The sequence below is a fragment of the Neisseria sp. genome, assembly GCF_030523955.1.
GTDB lineage: Bacteria > Pseudomonadota > Gammaproteobacteria > Burkholderiales > Neisseriaceae > Neisseria.
In genome coordinates this window covers 58,397-78,971 of record NZ_JAUNHL010000002.1, presented here as the reverse complement: position 1 = coordinate 78,971, position 20,575 = coordinate 58,397, and the positions used below count along the sequence as shown (strand labels likewise).

Annotated in this window: 17 protein-coding genes; 8 read left to right on the top strand and 9 right to left on the bottom strand. The window is 51.2% G+C overall.

Annotated elements, in window-relative coordinates:
• Positions 1-98: 98 nt before the first annotated feature.
• Both pgaB and pgaA read right to left on the bottom strand, forming a co-directional pair.
• A complete protein-coding gene (gene pgaB / locus Q4C79_RS01035) occupies positions 99-1,991 on the bottom strand; it encodes a poly-beta-1,6-N-acetyl-D-glucosamine N-deacetylase PgaB (protein ID WP_303089176.1) in 1,893 nt (630 codons plus the stop codon).
• A 269-nt stretch (positions 1,992-2,260) separates the two neighbouring features.
• Positions 2,261-4,666, bottom strand: coding sequence for a poly-beta-1,6 N-acetyl-D-glucosamine export porin PgaA (gene pgaA, locus Q4C79_RS01030; RefSeq protein WP_303089175.1), 2,406 nt, complete (start codon positions 4,664-4,666; stop codon positions 2,261-2,263).
• 465 nt (positions 4,667-5,131) lie between these two features.
• On the opposite strand from pgaA, the gene Q4C79_RS01025 reads away from it, so the two are divergent.
• From Q4C79_RS01025 to dtd, 3 genes are read left to right on the top strand one after another with little or no spacing between them, the layout of a single operon-like run.
• Positions 5,132-5,626, top strand: coding sequence for a cyclic pyranopterin monophosphate synthase MoaC (locus Q4C79_RS01025; protein WP_303089174.1), 495 nt, complete (start codon positions 5,132-5,134; stop codon positions 5,624-5,626).
• Between the two features lie 2 nt (positions 5,627-5,628).
• A complete protein-coding gene (locus Q4C79_RS01020; protein WP_303089173.1) occupies positions 5,629-6,390 on the top strand; it encodes a HesA/MoeB/ThiF family protein in 762 nt (253 codons plus the stop codon).
• Position 6,391: 1 nt separating this feature from the next.
• Positions 6,392-6,853: a D-aminoacyl-tRNA deacylase gene (gene dtd / locus Q4C79_RS01015; protein WP_303089172.1), complete on the top strand. Its 462-nt coding sequence runs from the start codon at positions 6,392-6,394 to the stop codon at positions 6,851-6,853.
• Positions 6,854-7,094: 241 nt separating this feature from the next.
• Here dtd and Q4C79_RS01010 read toward each other — a convergent pair whose 3' ends face one another.
• A complete protein-coding gene (locus tag Q4C79_RS01010; protein ID WP_303089171.1) occupies positions 7,095-8,375 on the bottom strand; it encodes a YihY family inner membrane protein in 1,281 nt (426 codons plus the stop codon).
• A 77-nt stretch (positions 8,376-8,452) separates the two neighbouring features.
• On the opposite strand from Q4C79_RS01010, the gene wrbA reads away from it, so the two are divergent.
• The 5 genes from wrbA to Q4C79_RS00985 all read left to right on the top strand — a co-directional run bounded on the left by wrbA (position 8,453) and on the right by Q4C79_RS00985 (position 14,543).
• Entirely contained in the window at positions 8,453-9,052 is a 600-nt protein-coding gene (wrbA, locus tag Q4C79_RS01005; RefSeq protein ID WP_303089170.1) for an NAD(P)H:quinone oxidoreductase, read from the top strand.
• A gap of 66 nt (positions 9,053-9,118) precedes the next feature.
• Entirely contained in the window at positions 9,119-9,847 is a 729-nt protein-coding gene (nfsA, locus tag Q4C79_RS01000; RefSeq protein WP_303089169.1) for an oxygen-insensitive NADPH nitroreductase, read from the top strand.
• Between the two features lie 252 nt (positions 9,848-10,099).
• Complete coding sequence (locus Q4C79_RS00995) at positions 10,100-11,608, top strand: catalase (RefSeq protein WP_303089168.1); 1,509 nt, start codon at positions 10,100-10,102, stop codon at positions 11,606-11,608.
• A gap of 209 nt (positions 11,609-11,817) precedes the next feature.
• Positions 11,818-12,702 carry an SPFH domain-containing protein gene (locus tag Q4C79_RS00990; RefSeq protein ID WP_303089167.1) on the top strand — a complete coding sequence of 295 codons (885 nt, stop codon included), beginning with the start codon at positions 11,818-11,820 and terminating at the stop codon, positions 12,700-12,702.
• A 755-nt stretch (positions 12,703-13,457) separates the two neighbouring features.
• Complete coding sequence (locus Q4C79_RS00985) at positions 13,458-14,543, top strand: hypothetical protein (RefSeq protein ID WP_303089166.1); 1,086 nt, start codon at positions 13,458-13,460, stop codon at positions 14,541-14,543.
• Between the two features lie 201 nt (positions 14,544-14,744).
• On the opposite strand, the gene rpoH is transcribed toward Q4C79_RS00985, so the two are convergent.
• From rpoH to Q4C79_RS00955, 6 genes are all read right to left on the bottom strand, one after another.
• A complete protein-coding gene (gene rpoH, locus Q4C79_RS00980) occupies positions 14,745-15,614 on the bottom strand; it encodes an RNA polymerase sigma factor RpoH (RefSeq protein WP_368492195.1) in 870 nt (289 codons plus the stop codon).
• A 261-nt stretch (positions 15,615-15,875) separates the two neighbouring features.
• Positions 15,876-17,426 carry an apolipoprotein N-acyltransferase gene (lnt, locus tag Q4C79_RS00975; RefSeq protein WP_303089165.1) on the bottom strand — a complete coding sequence of 517 codons (1,551 nt, stop codon included), beginning with the start codon at positions 17,424-17,426 and terminating at the stop codon, positions 15,876-15,878.
• 85 nt (positions 17,427-17,511) lie between these two features.
• Positions 17,512-18,384, bottom strand: a complete 873-nt coding sequence (locus Q4C79_RS00970; RefSeq protein WP_303089164.1) for a DUF808 domain-containing protein — start codon at positions 18,382-18,384, stop codon at positions 17,512-17,514.
• A 135-nt stretch (positions 18,385-18,519) separates the two neighbouring features.
• Positions 18,520-19,356 (bottom strand): HlyC/CorC family transporter, encoded by an 837-nt coding sequence (locus tag Q4C79_RS00965; protein ID WP_303089163.1) that lies wholly within the window; start codon positions 19,354-19,356, stop codon positions 18,520-18,522.
• A 2-nt stretch (positions 19,357-19,358) separates the two neighbouring features.
• Positions 19,359-19,874, bottom strand: coding sequence for an rRNA maturation RNase YbeY (gene ybeY, locus Q4C79_RS00960; protein ID WP_303089162.1), 516 nt, complete (start codon positions 19,872-19,874; stop codon positions 19,359-19,361).
• A gap of 29 nt (positions 19,875-19,903) precedes the next feature.
• Positions 19,904-20,467, bottom strand: a complete 564-nt coding sequence (locus tag Q4C79_RS00955; protein WP_303089161.1) for a DUF4126 domain-containing protein — start codon at positions 20,465-20,467, stop codon at positions 19,904-19,906.
• Between the last annotated feature and the right edge of the window lie 108 nt (positions 20,468-20,575).

The following is a 20,575-nucleotide window of genomic DNA, read 5'->3' as shown; positions in this document are numbered from 1 at the left end:
ATGAACCGAGTTTTTAGTTGCTTGCTTAGCGTTTTCATATTTAGCCGGGCAGAAAATGCCCGGCTGGTTTTTGGTTGCTCGATATTTGGTTTTCAGAATTAGCGGCGCAAATTGGAGAAAACCGGTTTTATTGATGAGGCATTCGGACGATTGTTTTGGAAATCATCCGGCGAATAGCCGTAACTGAGCATACCGTTACTTTTTAAAGTTTTCATTCCGCGGATCAGGTCTTGCTCGGGTAGTGGTTGTTGAGCATGCCTGATGTAAGATGGTAGTTCAACTATTACGTGGTTTCGTTGAAGTTTGCTGTCTTTAACAAGATCAATTAAACGATTTAACCATTGATTGGCTTGCCGCGAGGAGGTGTTTTGCTGATATTCCTGATGCGGTAGGGCCATCAATATGGTGTAGTCGTAGTGGGAATGGTATTGGGATAGTTTTTTTGTTAGCCATTCTTGTGTCTCGTTGTTCATTTCAGTACCAACATACAGACTTCGAGTTGTTTTTAGCATATTTTTGCCATTCAAGTTATATTTTAGCAAAGCTGCTTTGAGTTGGTTGGAATAAGCAATCAGATCATTGCTCTTTTCACCTTCTTCGGCTGAAGAACCACGGCTGCCTAAAGAAGAAAGGTTGTCTTGGAACAAGATACCGTTGAAGCGGCTGGAGAAAGCCAGATCTTCATAAATTTCTTGCGTAGTTTGTCGATTCTGCGGTGTATCGAGTGATAAGCGTTGGCTCTGTTGTGCTGGGCTTACACTTGAACGATTGTTGCTATTTGTATCGGCATCTGATACTACCATCGGCATTTGGGCATACACCTTCACTTCGAGCCGAGTTATTAATTGCCAGGCTACGCGGCTGAATAAATCACTTTTCATTTTCAGATGCCGGTTGGGGAAGTAGGCTGCTTCGGCAATGCCGTCATTGTTTTCATCTGCTAAAGCATGCAGATAAACGGTATTGGCTCCAATGGCTTTCACCCGCTCAAGTAATTTATCCAAATTACGGTTGGTTTGTGCGGGATTTGGGTTGTATACATCATCTAGATCGATTTGAACGGTACGTTGAAAATCGAGTTCATGTGTTTTGCCTTCTAGGTAGGTCTTGATGATGGAATAACCGGTTTCATGATCAAGAAGTAACCGCCCCAAGTGGCGGGTAGATGCATGGTTCAGTTTGAGATCGTAGAGCGTCATGTCGCTTTCCAGACCTGCTTCTCGTGCGATTTGGACAGCGGTTTCGGTAAATTGGCCATAAGGCCAAATCATAATTCGCGGACGTTGGCCGATTCTTTGCGCAATGATATCGGATGAACGGATAAGGTCGTTGCGGACACGGTTGCGGTACTCTTCCGGAGTTTCGTATCGCCCATTCTGATAATTGCCGGGCAGGGCGGCGGCAAAAAGAGAACCGAAAGAATTGCCTTTCAGGCTGCGGTGTAGGTCATGGCTATGCGAGGCGATTTCTACAAGACCGCTGTCTTTCATTTCTTTTGCTTGTTCCCAAGTAATTAAGGCATTACGCGGCAGTTTTTGATTGCCGTACATGAAGTTGCCATTGGCCGGAGTTTCCATCCAGCTGGTCACTAATGCGAATACAGCCGGATATTTATAGGCTTTCAGCAGAGGGTAAATCTGCGTGTAGAAGCTGGAATAACCGTCATCGAAAGTGAGCAGCACGGGCTTGGCCGGTAAAGTGGTTTTGCCTGCGCGGGCGTCTAAAATCTGTTGCCAGCTTACTGGAGTGTAGCCGTTACCCTTCAACCAGTTGAAATGCTCAATCAAACGGTTAACAGTAATAGTTTGTGGGAAATATTGGCGTTCAATATTACCGGTCAAACCGTCATGATTGCTGTCGGGATTGAGAGGTGATGATTCATCCACTACGTTGTGATAACACAAAATACCGAAAGCAGGATTTGTTGCTGCGAAAGAGGTAGCCATCATGCCTGATAGCACGAGTGCGCTAAGTAAATGTTTGTAGTTCATAAGGATTGGTTTTTCTGCAATTGATTAAAATAATTAGTATGACCGTTTTTCAGACAGGCATCTGGAAGAAATGCCTATCTGAAAGCTTTATTGTCGGCAATACGTTTTGTGTTGGTATGGTTTCATTCTGTTTTTGTTTTTAATAATTACTCCGCTTATGACAGTGGCAGCGGTTGCTTGTGTCTGCTCGTACCTTGTTTGTACAACCTTTGGCTTATCGCTTTATGTCATTATTTCGGGTAACTATCATTCTATCGGTCTATCAATGTTTAGCGGAAGCGGACATTCAGATTTACGTTGCCGAAGTTATGGAACTCGGGATTGCCATCGTAAATTGCTTGTTTGCGGCCAAATTCATAAGCTAGGCCGATATTTTTGGTTAAGTTCCAGTCATGACCGTATTTCAGCATCCAAGTATTTTCGGAGGAATGCTCTGCCTGCCAGTAACGCCCTAAACCGCCGTTAATGTGATGGGTAAGCCGCATTCCGTTAGGTAGGAGGTTGAAATAGGATAAATCCAGATTACCGCTAAGGCTGCGGCTGTTTTTCGGATTGTAGTAATACGCCGACGGAGTATCTTTGTTGTTGCTGTAATCGGCCCAAAGCGAGCTATCCAGTTTCCAACGGTTGTGTTGGAACAACAGTTGGGAAACCCATCCATAGACGCTTTTGCGTACGTTATCGTCATCAAAAGTCATGATGCTGGCACCAAAACCAGTACGGGTATTTCCACTGGGATTATAGTTGGCGCTGAGACTGTATTCATTGGCGTAAACGTCTTGCGACAAGGCTTTGGTAGGTGTGTTGGCGCTATTTTTTTCCGCTCTGGCATTTAGACTGAACTGCTCGTTTACCCGCCAGTTCAGGCCTGCGCCGAAATAGGCTTTTTCGTTCAGGTGTGTACCTTGGCCGGCTTCAACGTTCAAGGTGATCGGGTATAGGCTGAATTCTCCTCCCGCTCCGATCCTACCGTGCCGCAAAGGGTCTCCGTGGTTGGGGACATAACCGGATTGCTGGTGGATATAGGCACGATGCCCGCCTTTGCTGCGGGGGCTGTACAGTGTGGTACTTTGCTCCCATTCGTTGCCGCTGTCGCGGGGTGATGTGGCATGGGTAATACCGTAAGAGGCTTGAAACTGGGCGGCATGAGCTTCATCGTACATTTTCCAGAAGCCTTGGTATTCGGGGTCGTTGCGATCAATCTTGGCCGCCATTTCCTCTAGGCCCGCCCAATTGCCTTTTTCGCTGAGAATGCCGCCTATGCTGCGATCCAGCCAAGCTTGGCTATCATTAGGAAGCTGTTGTTTGGCTTGTTCATACCAGGAAAGAGCTTCGTCTTCACGTCCGTTCCATTGTGCTAAGTCACCTCGTAATGCCATAGCCCAAGGGTCGCCGGGGTAGTCGGCCAGCCAGTTATCCATGATTTTGATCGCACCTTTTATATTGCCGTTCCAAGCTTCCAAGCGTGCATTCCAGAAATATTGTTTATCGTAATACGGATTATCGACTTGCGAGGTACGGGTGAAATCGTTGGTATATTTATTGGGATTCCAATTATTTAATAGGTTCTGCGCTTGCGTATAATTGCCGGTGTCGGCGTTGGCTTGTACTAGTTTTTCTGTGAGATCGGCAGGAAGTTTGCCATCAGCTGTTCTCTGACGAGAGGCGATACCTTCATAGACTTTGCGTACGGTAACCGGATCGCCGTTGATGGCAAGTGCTTCGGCGTATTGTTCTTGCACGTAATCAGGCTGCGTGCCGCGTCGTGCCAATGTATTGTAATCAGCAAGAGCCAGTTTGCCTTTTTCTAATGCTACGGCTACGGCCATGCGGTCGCGCAAAGCTTGAGTATTCAAAGCGCTTCCTTCTGCTGATTGGTTGACGACTTCGCTGAGTGCATCATAGGCGCTTTGTAATCCTGCTTTATCGCCGGTGGTTCTGGCCAGACGATATTGGTTAACCGCCATACCTTCTTTTAACCACAAACGGTCGCTATCGCTAAAATAATTCGGATATTTCGCTACCAACTCTTCTTGAATCGGGAAAGCGCGCAGTTGGGCGGCGGTACGGTAAACTTGTAGCACCAGTTCTTTGTTATCGGGATTGGCCGACAGTTGTTGTTGCAGGCCGGTCAGCCGTTCGGTAAGGCTTTGCGACTGTTCGCCCATATAGCGTTCGGCAAACTGGATGTCTTCGTCGCTACCGAAGCGGCGTTGATATTCTGCGATCTGATTTTTGGCCGCTGCATAATCGTGAGCATCCACGGCTGTGAGTGCACCGCCGAGGAAACCGATTTTCAGACTGGGGCCTTGTTGTTGTAATGCGCTATAGAATTCTTGTGCTTGGCCGAATTGTTTGTTGTCGCGGGCGGCTTTGGCAAGATTTTGCAATTCATCCAGCGAATAGTGGTCGATTTTGCAGTTATCGCATACCCGCAAGGCTTCGTTACCGTTGCCTTGGCGCACCAATAAAGCAATCAAATCGGCTCGTACTTTGGCATCTTTGCTTTGAGCGTAAAGTTTGTTTAGGGCATCAATAGACTCGGCCAGTTGGTTTTCGCCGCCGCGGGCATGCAAAGCCCATTTTTCACGTTCGGCGTTAACATCTTGTGCTAGAACAGACAGGGGGAGCGCGATAAGACAAAGAGATAGGGCTTGAAGTTTGAATGGTTTCATTAAAACGGTTTCCTGCGAGATTTTCCGTGTGGGTTACGACAATTAGGATGTGAGTAGCGTTATGGAGCGTACTGTAATATTCATGGTGACGTTAAAATGTGTCATAAAACTTAATTGTTGATGTAATTATTGTTTTACTATGTTACCTAAATTGGATGCAAAAGGTATTTTCTGAACTCTTAGCGGTAGCTTAGTGGTCTAAGCGGAGTTTGAGGGTAGCGTATTCGCCACACTTTCTATATTTTGTCTGAAGAAGATGCATGGAGAAGGGGTGGCTTGCATTGCCTGAATGGGCTAAATCTAAAAAATATTTTAAAATGGCAAAGTATCTTTCCGACCGAAGGGGAGGCTGGCAGGTAGGGAGCTATTTTCAAGTACGGGACAAAATATTCACCAGGCAAACATATGGGAGGTTTTGTCGAAGGTGGTCAGATTTTAATAAATAAATTTATTTGAGGAATATTTATGTTTGAAGAACTCAATCAAACGGCCGAGCAGCCGCCGCAAAAGACTATAGGGTTGGGCAGCAAGCCGCCCGAGCATGTTGCGGTAGCCAGCGGATACATTAATATGGGGCCGGGTACGGTTAAATTGTTGGTGGACAACATCCAGAAAGGCGACATCCTGAGTATCGCGCGGGTGGCGGGCGTACAGGCGGCCAAGCAGGCTTCGTTGCTGATTCCGTTGTGTCATTCCAATGGGTTAAGCCATGTACGGGTCGATTTTGAGGTGGATTTGGATGTCAGCCGTCTGAAAGCAACAGTGGCGACCAGCAGCACTACGGCGCTGGCGGAGATGGAGGCTTTAACCGGTGTAAGTGTGGCCTTGCTGACAATTTACGATATGCTCAAAACGGTTGATAAGAAAATGACGGTTACGCAAGTGCAGATGGTGTCGACCAGCCGCGCTGAGTCTAATGATTTTGCTGTTGACAGCAGTTTCGAAAACATCAGTTTTTAAGTATGGACGATAGGGACTTACTGCGTTACAGCCGCCATCTGCTCTTGGACGAAATCGGTATCGAAGGACAAGAAAAGCTCTTGGCGGCTACCGCGTTGGTGATTGGTTGCGGCGGGCTCGGTTCCGCCGCTTTGCCTTATCTGGCGGCTGCCGGGGTCGGTCGGTTGCTGATTGCTGATCACGATACGGTATCCGATACCAACTTGCAGCGGCAGGTGGTATTTACCGAGGCTGATTTGGAAAGACCTAAAGCAGATGCGGCAGCCGAGCGGTTGCGTGCACTCAATAGTCGTATTGAAGTGCAGGCATTGAATGAATGCCTGTCTGAAAACCGTTTGCGTGAATTGGCGGCCGAGGCGGATATCGTATTGGATTGCAGCGATAATTTTGCGACGCGCCAAGCAGTGAACAAAGCTTGTGTGGCGACGGCGACGCCTTTGGTATCCGGTGCGGCGGTACGTTTCAGCGGGCAATTGGCACTGTTCCGGCCGGATTTGCCCGATGCGCCTTGTTATGGCTGTTTGTTTGAGGGCGAAAATGCGGATGACGGCGCTTGCGCGCTGTTTGGTGTGTTCAGCCCGCTGGTGGGCGTGGTGGGTGCCTCGCAAGCAGTATTGGCTTTGAATACTTTGATGGGCATCGGTAATGTCTCACACCGGCAGCTTTCGGTATACGATGCGTTGGACGGGAGCTGGCAGCGGTTTGCCTTGGCTAAAAATCCGGCCTGCCCGGTGTGCGGCGTTAGACATTCTGAGGAAAAATAAGATGAGGGCGGTTATCCAAAAGGTAACGCGGGCACAGGTCGATGTGTTGGCGGGTGAAAAGCGCGAAACTTGCGGCCAAATCGGTGCGGGCTTATTGGTATTGCTGGGGGTGGGACATGAAGACGGTGAACAGGATGTCCGCTATATTGCCGATAAAATCGCGCATCTGCGGATTTTCGAAGATGAAAACGGCCGGCTCAACCGTTCGATACAAGATATCGGCGGCAGTGTTTTGCTGGTGTCGCAATTTACTTTATATGCCGATGCGCGTAACGGGCGTCGGCCTTCTTTATCGGCAGCTGCCGCGCCGGAGGTTGCCAATGCCAAGTATGAGGACGTAGCGGCTTTATTGCGTGCGTATGGGTTGGTGGTGGAAACCGGCAGGTTTCAGACACATATGCAGGTTGAGTTGTGTAACGACGGGCCGGTAACTTTGTTGCTGGATTCTCGGAAACAATTTTAATCATATAGTGTGCATATGTTTGACACAGGATGTTTTCAGACAGGCATGGCGAAAGTTAAGTTGCCTGCACTGTTTGTGGCTTCGTCACTTTGTTCGTGTTAAATCTTGGTCACCAAAACCGATTGCCAAGTAAATGATGTTTACCGGAATGGTGATAATCTAAGAAATGCCTGTCTGAAATATTTTTCAGACAGGCATTTTAAGCAGTAAGTTTCGGCAGATGCAGATGCGTTTGGCAACACTATTTTTTAAATTTTTCCGCGGGGGGCAACGGCTGCGTGGCCGGGTCTTGGCCAATATCGCCACTGTTTGCTTTGGTGTGGTCGCTAAATTGCGCCAGAGAAATATTCATGGCTTCCAAGCAAGGCTGCATGATGCTGGCTACCGAAGCGCTCACGTGATCGGTTTGCCGGCGCGGCGGCCGGTAAACAAACAGATAAAACAAATCGCTCAAATCAATATTTTCCGGAGACATTTTCAACACCCAAGCCTGGCGGCCGGGATAAACATAACCGTGGCGGGCGAGCTTCTCCAGCAAGTCGCCCAATTCGTCGTAGCCCATATTCACATGCTCGCGCAGTTGGCGCACAGTAAGCGCTTTGCCCTCGTGCTGCGCTTCTTCCAGCAGCAGCAGGACTTTTAACACATCATCGAAACGCCCGCGCGCATCGAAACTGCGGCGGAACGCTTCGCCTTGCCAATAAGACAAACAGGCAGTCAGCACCGCACCGGTAAGCACCACCAACCACAGCATTTGCAACCATAATAAAAACAGCGGAATGGCGGCGAAAGCACCGTAAATCAATTCATAACTTTTGAAGCGCCCGATATAGAAAGCAAAGCCCGAACGCAACAGCTCCAGCGCAATGGCGGTAAACACCGCACCGATCAGCGCTTGACGGGCAGGAACAAAACGGTTCGGTACCAACCGGTAGAGCAGCCACAACAAGATGGTGTTGAACAGAAGCGAGGTTCCGATACGCAGCGCATCGGCCAGAAACGGGAAATAAACATCGAGCCGGCTGCTTTGGAGCATCAGCCCCCACACCGAGATGCTCACACCTAATACCAAAGGCGCGAAGGTCAGCAGTGCCCAGTAAACAAGCAGCTGCATCCACCAAGGACGCTGCGTGTTCACCCGCCAGATACGGTTGAAGGTCTGGTCTATGGTTTGCACCAGCATCAGTGAAGAGATCATCAGGAATATAATACCGATGGCGGTGAGGTTGCTGGCTTTGGCTTTAAACTGGTTGATATAATCGAGAATCACGTCGACGCCGCTGGGTACCAGCATCATATTGATAAACTGGATGAAGTCGGCTGATAAGTCGCTAAACATCGGAAACGCAGACACGATCACCAGTGTCACAGTTAAAATAGGTACCAGCGCGAGCAGGGTAGTATAGGTAAGGCTGGCGGCGATTTGCGGTACCCGCACTTCCATAAAGCGCTGCCATACGAAAAGCATAAAGCAGTAAGCGCGGGATTGCTGCCAAGCTTGCAAGCGTTCGGATTTCAGCATAATCTTTCCCTTCTCCGTTTTAGTGATATCGGCGGATTGAGTAAACATAAAATAAATATTGTAACGGAAATTAACTGATGAGCCAAAAAGCCCTAACTGTTTTAATCGTGTATTACAGCCAGCACGGCACCACTGCCGATTTGGCGCGCCAAATCGCACTCGGTGTAGAGAGCGTGCCCAGCTGCGAAGCGGTGTTGCGTACCGTACCGAAAGTATCTGCCGTTTGCGAAGCGGTAGAAGCCGATATCCCCGATAGCGGCGCGCCTTATTGCACCGCCGAAGATTTGAAGAACTGTGCCGCATTGGCTTTGGGCAGCCCCACCCGTTTCGGCAATATGGCTGCCGCCATGAAATATTTCCTCGACGGTACCATCCCGCAATGGCTATCCGGCGATTTAATCGGCAAACCCGCAACCGTGTTCACCAGCAGCGCCTCGCCGCATGGCGGCCAAGAGAGTACCTTGTTAACCATGATGCTGCCGCTGCTGCACCATGGCATGGTAATCAGCGGTATTCCGTATTCGGAAAGCGCGCTTAACAATACTACCGGCGGCGGCTCGCCTTACGGCGCAGGGCATGTGGCCGGCAATAACCGTCGCTCATTGAGCGCCGAAGAGCAGCAGATTGCATTTACCCAAGGCAAGCGTTTGGCCGAATTGGCACGCAAATTGGCCTGATTTGTTCAGGCAGGCATTTTGGTCAAAATGCCTGCCTGAAAAACACCCATACTTTAGGAGAAACGAATGACTTTACACAGCAAACCAGCGCTCGAAACCGCCTTGTCCCACCGTTCCATCCGCAAATTCACCGGCGAGCCGATTGCGCCCGAAATGCTGGAAGCCGTTTTGCAGGCCGGGCAGGCGGCTTCTACTTCCAGTTTTCTGCAAACCACCCACATCGTGCGGGTAACCGACCCTGAAAAGCGCAAACAGCTGCGTGCGGTCGGTGCCAACCAGCACTATATCGAAACCAGCGCCGAGTTTCTGGTGTTTTGCCTGGATTTGGCCAAACACAAAAAAATCGCCCACGATGCGCAAACCGATTGGACCGAAATGACGCTGATGGCCGCCATAGATGCAGGCATCATGGCGCAAAACGTATTGCTCACGGCCGAATCATTGGGCTTGGGCGGGGTTTATATCGGCAGCCTGCGTGACAATATCCGCGAAACCAACGCCATCTTGGATTTGCCCGAGCAAGTGATGCCGCTTTTCGGCATGGCGCTGGGCCATCCCGCGCAAGATCCGATCATGCGGCCGCGCCTGCCCCAAGAATGCGTGGTATCGGAAAACGGCTACCGGCCGTTGGACGACGAAAAACTCAACGCTTATAACGAAATCGTAAAAACCTATTACAAGGAACGCAGCAATTTGGATTTGGACTGGTCGCAACAAGTGAAAAACGCATTGTGCCACCCCATCCGCCCCGATATTTTGCCTTTGCTGAACGAGAAAGGTTTGGCCAAACGCTAAACCGGTAAGATGGTTCACACCAAAACCGAATGCCTGTCTGAAAACTTTTTCAGACAGGCATTCGGTTCTTTTTTTTGATATATAAATTAAATTGATTTAATAGTTTTAATAGCTAAAATAATTAGGTATAGTGTTTTCACAGCTTAACAAGAACCGCAAGCAACTGAACAACGAATACATTCATACTATAGAAACCCAACTTATTATTCCTAATTAACAACACAACAACCATTAACCCAAAGGATCACGAACATGAGCAAATGCCCGGTAACCCATCTCACCATGAGCAACGGCGCGCCCGTTGCCGACAACCAAAACAGCCTCACCGCCGGCCCCCGCGGCCCGCTGTTGGCGCAGGATTTGTGGCTGAACGAAAAACTCGGCGACTTCGTGCGCGAAGTGATTCCCGAGCGCCGCATGCACGCCAAAGGATCAGGCGCGTTCGGCACCTTCACCGTAACCAACGATATCACCCGTTACACCCGCGCCGCCATTTTCAGCGAAGTGGGCAAAAAAACCGAAATGTTCGCCCGCTTCACCACCGTGGCCGGCGAGCGCGGCGCGGCCGATGCCGAGCGCGACATCCGCGGTTTCGCGCTGAAGTTCTACACCGAAGAAGGCAACTGGGATATGGTGGGCAACAACACCCCCGTGTTCTTCCTGCGCGACCCGCGCAAGTTCCCCGATTTGAACAAAGCGGTGAAACGCGATCCGCGCACCAATATGCGCAGCGCCACCAACAACTGGGATTTCTGGACGCTGCTGCCCGAAGCCTTCCACCAAGTTACCATCGTGATGAGCGACCGCGGCATTCCGAAATCATACCGCCACATGCACGGTTTCGGTTCGCACACCTACAGTTTCTGGAACAAAGACGGCGAACGCTTCTGGGTGAAATTCCACTTCCGCACCCAGCAAGGCATTGAAAATCTGAGCGATGCCGAAGCCGAAGCCGTAGTTGGCAAAGACCGCGAAAGCCATCAGAAAGATTTGTACGAAGCCATCGAGCGCGGCGATTTCCCGAAATGGAAAATGTATGTGCAAATCATGCCCGAAGCCGATGCCGAAAAAGTGCCGTACCATCCCTTCGACCTTACCAAAGTATGGCCGAAAGGCGATTACCCGCTGATCGAAGTGGGCGAGTTCGAGCTGAACAAAAACCCCGAAAACTTCTTTGCCGACGTGGAGCAATCCGCTTTCGCACCGAGCAACCTCGTGCCCGGCATCGGCGTGTCGCCCGACAAAATGCTGCAAGCGCGCCTGTTTAACTATGCCGACGCGCAACGCTACCGCTTGGGCGTAAACCGCAACCAGATTCCGGTGAACGCACCGCGCTGCCCCGTGCACAGCAACGCCCGCGACGGCCAAGGCCGCGTGGACGGCAACTACGGCGGTCTGCCGCATTATGAGCCCAACAGTTTCGGCCAATGGCAGGAGCAGCCGCAATACGCCGAGCCGCCGCTGAAAATCAACGGCGATGCCGCCCATTGGAACTTCCGCGAAGACGATGATGATTATTTCAGCCAGCCGCGCGCGCTGTTTAAGCTGATGAACGCCGAACAGCAACAAGCCCTGTTCGACAACACCGCCGCCGCCATGGGCGATGCGCCGGACTTCATCAAATACCGCCACATCCGCAACTGCGTGAAATGCGACCCGGCCTACGGCGAAGGCGTGGCCAAAGCCTTGGGCTTAACCGTGGCCGATGCCGAAGCCGCCCGCGCGAGCGATCCTGCGCTGGGCCAACCGGGCCTGTTGTAATGTGGCAGGAAATCAGTGAAATTCTGGCCGACTGGATGCAGCCGGATCAGGATTGAAATCCGGTAAAAAATTGAGTTCAGAGAAAAGCCGTTTGCTGATATGCAGGCGGCTTTTTATTTTCAGACAGGCATTCGGCTACACTGTATTGAAAAAATCGTTTTATGGGCTTATAACAGAATCACAGGCTAAACTTTATTTCAGGAGGGAACATGGAACATCAAAACGAAGTATCGGAAAAATCGCTGCTGTTTTCCATGAGCGGCTACGGTTTTTTACTGATCGGGCTGGCGCTGCTGGCAGCAGTCGGTTATCTGTTTTTACAAAACGGCGGTGAAATCAGTTTTTCCATGATTGCCTTGGGCATATTGGCCTTGCTGATTTTCAAAGGTTTGTCGGTTATCGATCCGAACGAAGCGGTGGTGACCACTTTCCTCGGAACTTATATGGGCAGCATGAAGAAAAGCGGCCTGCGTTTCATCATCCCGTTTTACGGCAAACAGAAAATCAGCCTGCGGGCGCGCAATTTAAACGGCCAGATTCTGAAGGTAAACGACAAGGCCGGCAATCCGATCGAAATCGCTGCGGTGATTGTGTGGCAGGTGGACGATACCGCCAAGGCAGTGTTTGCGGTGGACGATTACGAACGCTTTGTCGCGATACAGTCGGAGGCGGCGGTGCGCAATCTGGCCGGCAGCTATGCTTATGACCACAGCGAAGACAGCTCCGCCGACGTTACCTTGCGCGACAGTACCGGCAGCATCAATGAAAAACTGGAGCAGGAGTTGAACGAGCGTTTGGCGAGGGCAGGCGTGAACGTGCTGGAAGCACGCATCAGCCATCTGGCTTATGCGCCGGAAATTGCGATGGCGATGTTGCAACGCCAGCAGGCTACTGCGGTGGTGGCGGCCAGAAAACAAATCGTCGAAGGCGCGGTGGGCATGGTAGAAATGGCGCTGCAACGGCTGCACGACCGCAAAACGGTGGAATTGAGCAACACCGAGCGGGCGCAATTGGTGAGCAATTTGATGGTGGTGTTGTGTGCCGAAAAGAGCGTTACGCCTACCGTGAATATGAACAGCAACCATTTGCAGTGAACAGTGAGCTGCTAAGCTGGAGTTAGGGGCGTCAGAAAGCTGGAGAAGCAGATTTTTGAGGAAAAATCCGCAGAGGCAAGGCAAAAAGTACAGCAAGATTGGACACCTTGCGCGCATTTTATAGCGGATTCAATCACTTCGGCTCCGTCTTTGTTGCCCGTTCCGGCTTGCTTTTGCGACACATGCATGCATGGGTAAAAATATTATTAACTAAACGGGGTTAGTGTATGAAATTGCAAAGTCAGGCTAACGTTTGGGTGTATTAATATCCTAATCTTGTTTTAAATGAATGTAGTGAAATAAAGTAATTCTTTTGAAGAAAGGTGATTTCGAAGATTTTTTAAGTGTAAGGATATGTAATTGCCTGCTGATGATAAAAATGTTAATTTAAAAAATAAAGAAACAGGCTGAAGCAGCAAACGCAGTATTTCAAATTTCAACAGAAGGCCTAGAGCGTGTAGTCATCATGTTTTTGAAGCGGTTTTTTAAGGGAAAATCCGCAGATGCAAGGCAAAAAGCACAGCAAGATTGAACATCTTGCGCGCATTTTAGCTTCCAAGTCCGCTACGCTACCTAACGGAGCAGATGCGGATTGTAACCAAAAATACCGCTGAAATGCCGTCGACTACACGCTTTAATCTGCGGTGAATATATTTTCCGCTTAATGTACGCTGAAAATATATTCATCGAACACAGCAGTTTGCGGAAAATTTCCGCAAAACGTCTTCCACCCATCCGACCGAAAGGAATATGCGATGAATCTGAATACCATCAAAGAAGTACAAGCCAAGCAATCTTACCCGAGCGTAACCATTACTTTGCCGACTTACCGCACTTCGCCCGATAACGATAAAGACATCATCCGTTTGAAAAATTTGGTATCGGAAGCGGTGAGCCGTTTGCAGGAAGAATTCGGTAAACGTGAAACCTCTGAAATCGTTGATAAAATCAATCGTTTGGCCGATTCTGTAGACAACGAACACAACCTTGACGGCCTGGTGATTTTTGCCAGTGCCGAATATGACGAAATGTTCCGTTTGCCTTTCCGCGTACCTGAGCGGGTAACCATTGCGGACAATTTCCTAACCCGTGATTTGGTGTTTGCAATGAACCGCAGCCCATTGTATCTGTTGGTTGTTTTGAGCGAGCACGGCACACGCTTGTTTGTCGGCCGCCAAGATCAGTTAAACGAGGTGCACGAATTCGGCTTCCCGTTCAGCGTTGAAAACCAAGTAGCCGAAGCCAATCCGAGCCAAGACATCAGCCATGTGCGTGACCAAATCGTCACCGACAAAATGCGTGAAGTTGGCCAAGCCTTATTGGAGGCGGAAAAACAATTGTCTGCTCCGATTGTGGTGGTGGGCGTTGACCGCAACATCGGCCATTTCAATGACGGTGCCGGTATCGGCGAGCAAGTAATGCTGTTTATCCATAGCGGCCACAATAGCGATAATCCGCACGAACTGGGCAAAACCGTTTGGCCGGAAATCAAAGAAGCCTTGGCTGCCGAGCGCGCCAAAGTATTTGATGAATTAACCAATGCTAAAAGTAACAAACTCTTTGTCGGCGGCCTGAACGAAGTGTGGCAAGCCGTGTCAGACGGTCGTGCCGAATTGCTGGTGGTGGAAGAAAATTTGCATATTCCGGCGAGAGTGAGTGAAGACGGCCGCAAGCTTACTGAAATCAGCATCGATGAAGCCAAAGGCGAACAGGCTTATGAGGATATTGTCGATGAAATGATCGAAAAAGTATTGGCGGCCGGCGGTCGCGTACGTTTTGTCGACAGTGAAAAGTTAGGAGAACATGCCGATCGCGGTTTGGCGGTGGTAACGCGTTATTGATTAATAATGCTTATTGCTGAAAGGCGGCAACAGAAGCGGTTCCGTAGTACTGGTACTGCTACGGTTTGCTGCCTTGTATCGAAAGTTAATTAAATCCGCTATATATCAAAATTACTCATCACTAAACGAAATGCCTGTCTGAAAGGTTTATTTTCAGACAGGCATTGCTTTGCTTACAAGAATCAAATCATGAAATATAGGTTACAGCTCGTTTTGGCCTTCTTCTGCCAGAAAACCGCGCAGTTTCTGCATGGCTTTGGCTTCGATCTGGCGGATGCGTTCGGCTGATACACCGTATTCGGCGGCCAATTCGTGCAGGGTTAAACCGCCGTCGTCTTGCAGCCAGCGGGTTTCCACAATGCGGCGGCTGCGGTCATCCAGCTTGGCCAGTGCGTTTTGTAGACCTTCGGTTTGCAGGGTTTGGCTGGCTTTCATTTCGATTTGGCGGGTCGGCTCATTATCGTTGTCGGCCAGCCAATCGATGGGGGCGTAGCTGTCTTCGTCGTCGCTGTTGTCGGCTAAGATGCCGATGTCGCGGCCGGTCATGCGCTGTTCCATCTCCATCACTTCGGAGAGTTTTACGCCCAGATCGTCGGCAATTGCCTGCGCTTCTTTCGGAGAAAGGGCGGAGAGGCTTTTGCGCATGCTGCGTAAATTGAAAAACAGTTTGCGTTGCGGCTTGGTGGTCGCTACGCGAACCAAACGCCAGTTGCGCAGGATGAATTCGTGGATTTCGGCTTTAATCCAATGCACGGCAAAGGAAAACAGGCGGGCGCCGCGGTTGGGTTCGTAGCGCTTGACGGCTTTCATCAGGCCGATGTTGCCTTCCTGAATCAGGTCGGCTTGGTTGAGGCCGTAGCCGTCGTAACCGCGCGCAATGGAAACCACCACGCGTAAGTGGGAGAGAATCAGTTGTTTGGCGGCTTCGAGGTCGCCTTTAATCTGGCGTTCCGCCAAACGCAATTCTTCTTCGGCGGAAAGCATGGGAATGCTGTTAACGGTATGAATGTATTGCTCCAAGCTGCCGTGACCGCTCGGTACGGGTAATGCAAAGGCTTGATTCATGCTCATTGTATATCGTTTCCTTGTTTGTTTTGCTTGTTGTTATGATAGGGCGCTTCATTCTAGCACCATTGTTATGTACTGTATATGAAGCCATACATTGGTGTATGTATCCATTAGACACAAGTTCCGTGTTTAGTTCTACACTTAATAGGTAAAATTTTGTATGTTTTAAATTTTGATTGGTTTTTAATATTTGAGTGATTTTGTCGGAATTATGCCTTGCCTGTCTGAAATAGGAAATTTTTTCAGACAGGCATTGAATTGGATTTATGGTTGAGTTTGGCGGCGGCCGAAGCCGAATAAGCCGGCGGCCAACGCGATCAAGGCGGTGATTAAAGGCCAAGAGCCGCCGAGTTTCATATACGGTGTTTCGCCGGTATATCCTTCGACAGTGCCGCTTAATACCGTCGTGGTGTCGGCCGGTGCGGCTTGGCGGATGCGCCCTTTGGGATCGACGATGGCGGTGGCGCCGGTATTGGTGGCGCGTACCATGTAGCGTCCCAGCTCCAGCGAGCGGGCTTGCGACTGCTGTAAGTGTTGGTACATGGCGTTGGAGTTGCCGTACCAAGCCAGATTGCTGGCGTTGGCCAGCAGGCTGGCACGTTTGGCCGGTGCGATTAATTCGTCGCCGAAGCCGTCTTCATAGCAAATATTGAAGGCGACACGCTGGTTGGCCATGATTAACGGCGCTTGATCGGCGCCGCCGCGTTTGAAATCGGAAAGCGGCATGTTCATCATTTGGTATAACGGTTCGGTGATGAAAGGCAGCGGTTTGTATTCGCCAAACGGCACCAGGTGGTCTTTGGCGTAATAAGGCATGTTGAAGCCTTGTGCGCTTCGGTAGCCGCTCAGATTGATAACGGCGTTTTCATATTGTTCGCCGCTATCGGTATAACGGGCGATGCCGACTGCCAGTGCGCTGCCGTTGGTTTCGGCTTGGCGGGCAAAGGCATCAAGCACTTCGGTCGGCAGGTTTTGCAGCATGACGGTGATGGCGGTTTCCGGCAAAATCACGATGTCGGCGCGGCTTTGGGCGACCAAATCGAAGTAGCGGCGCAGGGTGGCTTCGGCCTGCGAGGCTTCCCATTTTAAGGTTTGCGGAATATTGCCCTGCGGCAGGGCCACGCTGGCGCGGGTGCCGTCGGGGCGGGTGAAATCGGTTTGGCGCAATAGCGTGCCGGCGGCAAACAGGGTGGTTAAAGCGCACAGTGCGGCCAGCCGTTGGCGGGTTTGCTTCGGATTATCAATCAGCAAAACCAGCCAGGCACCGGCAAAGGCGGTGGCCAAGGTAACCAGATGGATACCGCCCAGCGGGGCGAAACCGGCCAGCGGGCTGTAATCGGCGATTTGGGAATAGCCGAGCGCGCCCCAGCCGAAACCGGTGAGCAGGCGCTCGCGGGCGAATTCGGCGAGTGTCCAGTAAACGGGCAGCGCCAGGCCGGTTTTCAGCGGGCGGCTCAGGCGGGTTTTTTGCCACAACCACACCGAGAGCATCGGGAACAGTGCCAAATAAGCGGGTAACAGGAAGGTAAGCGGTACGGCATAGAGATTGGGCAGGCCGGAAACGTCGTGCAGGGCGGTGTGTATCCAGTAAAACTGGCAGACGTAAGCGATAAGGCCGAACAGGTAGGCGCTGCGGATTTGTCGCTCGGGGCGCAATTCGAGCAGGCGGATAAAGGCGCCGAACAGCAGCGGCATCAGCCAGAAGTGGTAATACGGGGCGAAGGTGAGCGGCGTGGCGGCGGCCAATGCCAGCAGCAGCGGCCAGTAAACGGCAGGTTTGCGCCAAAATTCATCGAGACGGGTAAAAGGTATCATGAACGGGTGGAGCTTAAGTGGGGGAATGCCTGTCTGAAAAAAGTTTTCAGACAGGCATAAGGGTCAATGGAAAAACGTGAACGCTTTAATGGGCTTTCTTTTTGCTGAATGCTTTCACCAAAGGCAGGATGACTGCGCAGGCAATGGCACCGACGATAACGCCGACCACCAAACTGGCGAGGTTGCCCATCAGGCCTTCCGCCCAGCCGCGTACTTCGAGGAAATGATGCAGCGGGCCGACATAGTGAACAAAAATGCCGCCGCCGACCAAGAACATCGCCAAGGTACCGATAACGCTCAAAGAGCGCATAAACCACGGCATAAAGCTGACGATGGCTTTGCCGACAGCGGCTGCGCCGCCGCCTTTTTGCATCAGATGCAAACCGAAATCGTCGGCTTTTACGATGGCCGCCACCAAGCCGTATACCGCAACCGTGATGCCGATGCCGATGGAAGAGAGCACCAAAATTTTGACCGATAAGGGCGATGCGGCCACTACGCCCAATGCGATGATGATGATTTCGGCGGATAAAATGAAATCGGTGCGCACCGCGCCTTTGATTTTCTCTTTTTCGCTGTTGATTTCATCGGGCGTTACCTGCGGTGTTTGCTCATCTTCACGATGCAGAAATTTGTGCAACAGTTTTTCCACGCCTTCGAAGCAGAGGTAAGCACCCCCTATCATCAGTAAGGGAACGATCAATACGGGAGCAAATACCGAAAGCAACAGCGCTGCCGGTACCAGTATTACTTTGTTGATTAAGGAGCCTTTGGCTACGGCCCAGACGATAGGCAGCTCGCGGTCGGCTTTGACACCGGTGACTTGATTGGCGTTGAGCGCCAAGTCGTCGCCTACCACGCCGGCGGTTTTCTTGGCCGCCATTTTGGTCATCAGGGAAACATCGTCGAGAATGGATGCAATGTCGTCGAGCAGGGTGAACAGAGAAGAGAAAGCCATGTTGTGCGGGTGTCCTAGAATGTATGAATTTATATGAATGTTATTCGGATGAAAGGAGCCATTATAACGGATAAGGCTTTTTAAATGCCTGTCTGAAAACAATATTGGTTTTCAGACAGGCATGGACAGCGAAGTTCAGTCTTCTTTGGCGCGTATGGCCATTAAGGTATGCAGGCGGCGTTTGTCGGCGCGGGCGACGGTAAACAGCAGCCCGCCGAGCGTGACTTTTTCGCCGCGCACCGGCAAATGCCCCAGTTCTTGAATAATCAGGCCGCCGATGGTATCGACTTCTTCGTTGCTAAATTGGGTGCCGAAAAATTCGTTGATGTCTTCGATTTCGGTGGTGGCGTTGATGCGCCAGCGTTCGCTGGATACGGCGAAAATGTTGTCGGCCGAATCGTCTTCGTCGAATTCGTCTTCGATGTCGCCGAGAATCTGCTCGATGATGTCTTCGAAGGTGACCAAGCCGGAAATGCCGCCGTATTCGTCCACCACCACCGCCATGTGGTTGCGCTGTTCGCGGAACTGTTTCAATAGGGCGCTTAGTGTTTTGCTCTCGGGGACGAACACCGCAGGGCGCAGCAGTTGTTCCAAATTGAAGGTTTCGTTGTTGCCGAAGGCCACTTTGAGCAAATCTTTGGCATGTAAAATACCCAGAACGTTGTCTTTGTCTTCGCCGATGACCGGAAAACGCGAATGGGCGGTTTCAATGACATGGGCGACGATGCGCTCGAGGCTGTCGGAATCTTTAATCACATCCATCTGCGAGCGGGTAATCATCGCATCGCGTACATCGAGATCGTGGAAATCCAGCACTTTTTCCATGCGCTGCAAGGTGTCGGCATCGAACACAGCCTGTTCGTGCGCCTGGCGCAGCAGTTCGACGACTTCTTCGGAGGTTTCGGGGGCATCGTTGGCAATGCGGTTGATCAGGCGTTCGAAAAAGCCTGGTTTCGACGAGTGTTCGTCCATAGTCAGTATTCATCCTGAGAATAAGGGTTGCCGTATCCTAACTGATTCATCAGCTTGATTTCAAGTGCTTCCATGATTTGGGATTCGTTATCGTCGATGTGGTCGTAGCCCATCAGGTGCAGGGCGCCGTGCAGGGTGAGGTGGGCGAAATGCGCTTCGGGCGTTTTGCCTTGTTCGGCCGCTTCGCGCAACACCACTTGCGGGCAAATGATCAAATCGCCGGTGAGCACGTCGTTTTCAGCGTCAAAACCGTTTTCGCCTTCGTTGAGGGCAAAGCTCAATACGTTAGTGGCATAGTCTTTTTGCCGGTAATCGCGGTTGTAGGCGCGCGCTTCGTCTTCATCGAGCAGCAGCAGGCTGATTTCGGCGCGGCGGTATTCGTTTTTAACCGCCTGCCACACCCAGCGGCGGAAATCGCGTTCGCCGGGCAGCTTATCGATGCTGCTGAGGTTGTCGAAATGGAAGGGAAAGCGCTGGGAGAGCTGTTGCAAAAAAGCGTAACGTTTGGCGGTTTTCATGGAACGGATAGATAAAAGATAAGGATAGATTAAAGCGTGTGACGGCGGGCGGTATAACGGCGAGCCAGCCACACTACCAGAGCTATCACCAATAATACGGCCAAAACCGGTAAAAACAGGCTGAGCGCCGTCATCAAAACCGCCATGCCGGTTTCGGCCAGCGATACGACCGGATTGGCCAAGCCGCCGGTGGCGGCGGTGCTGGCCACGCGGGTGGTGGCGGTGGTGCCCTTAATCGCTGCCGCCGCACCGCCGCCGGCGATAATCGCCAGCGCCCAGGTTACGGCAGGGCTGAGATCGGCGGCGGTGGAGGCAACCACGGCGGTACCGGCCAGGCCGGCCAAGGGAATCGCCAGCGTATCGAGCAAGTGGTCGAAATAAGGCACCAGATAGCCGACGGCTTCGGCCAGGGTGGCCACGCCCAAGATGGTGACGGCGGCAGGCGAGGCCAGCCACTGCCAGCTTTCGTTTAACGGCCACAGCCCGAAATAGGCGGACAGGCTGAGGGCAAACAGCGGGAGAAACACGCGGAAACCCGAGCTGGCGGCCAGGCCGATGCCGAGTGCGATGCTGACGAGGGTGGTGAATGTCATGGCGGGTTGGGGCGGGTGGTTAAAAGGTTTCGGCTATTATAACGAAACGTTTATCCGAATGCTCGGGGCATGTTTTAACGGTCGTAAAAATGGGCTTTGTTCGGTTTC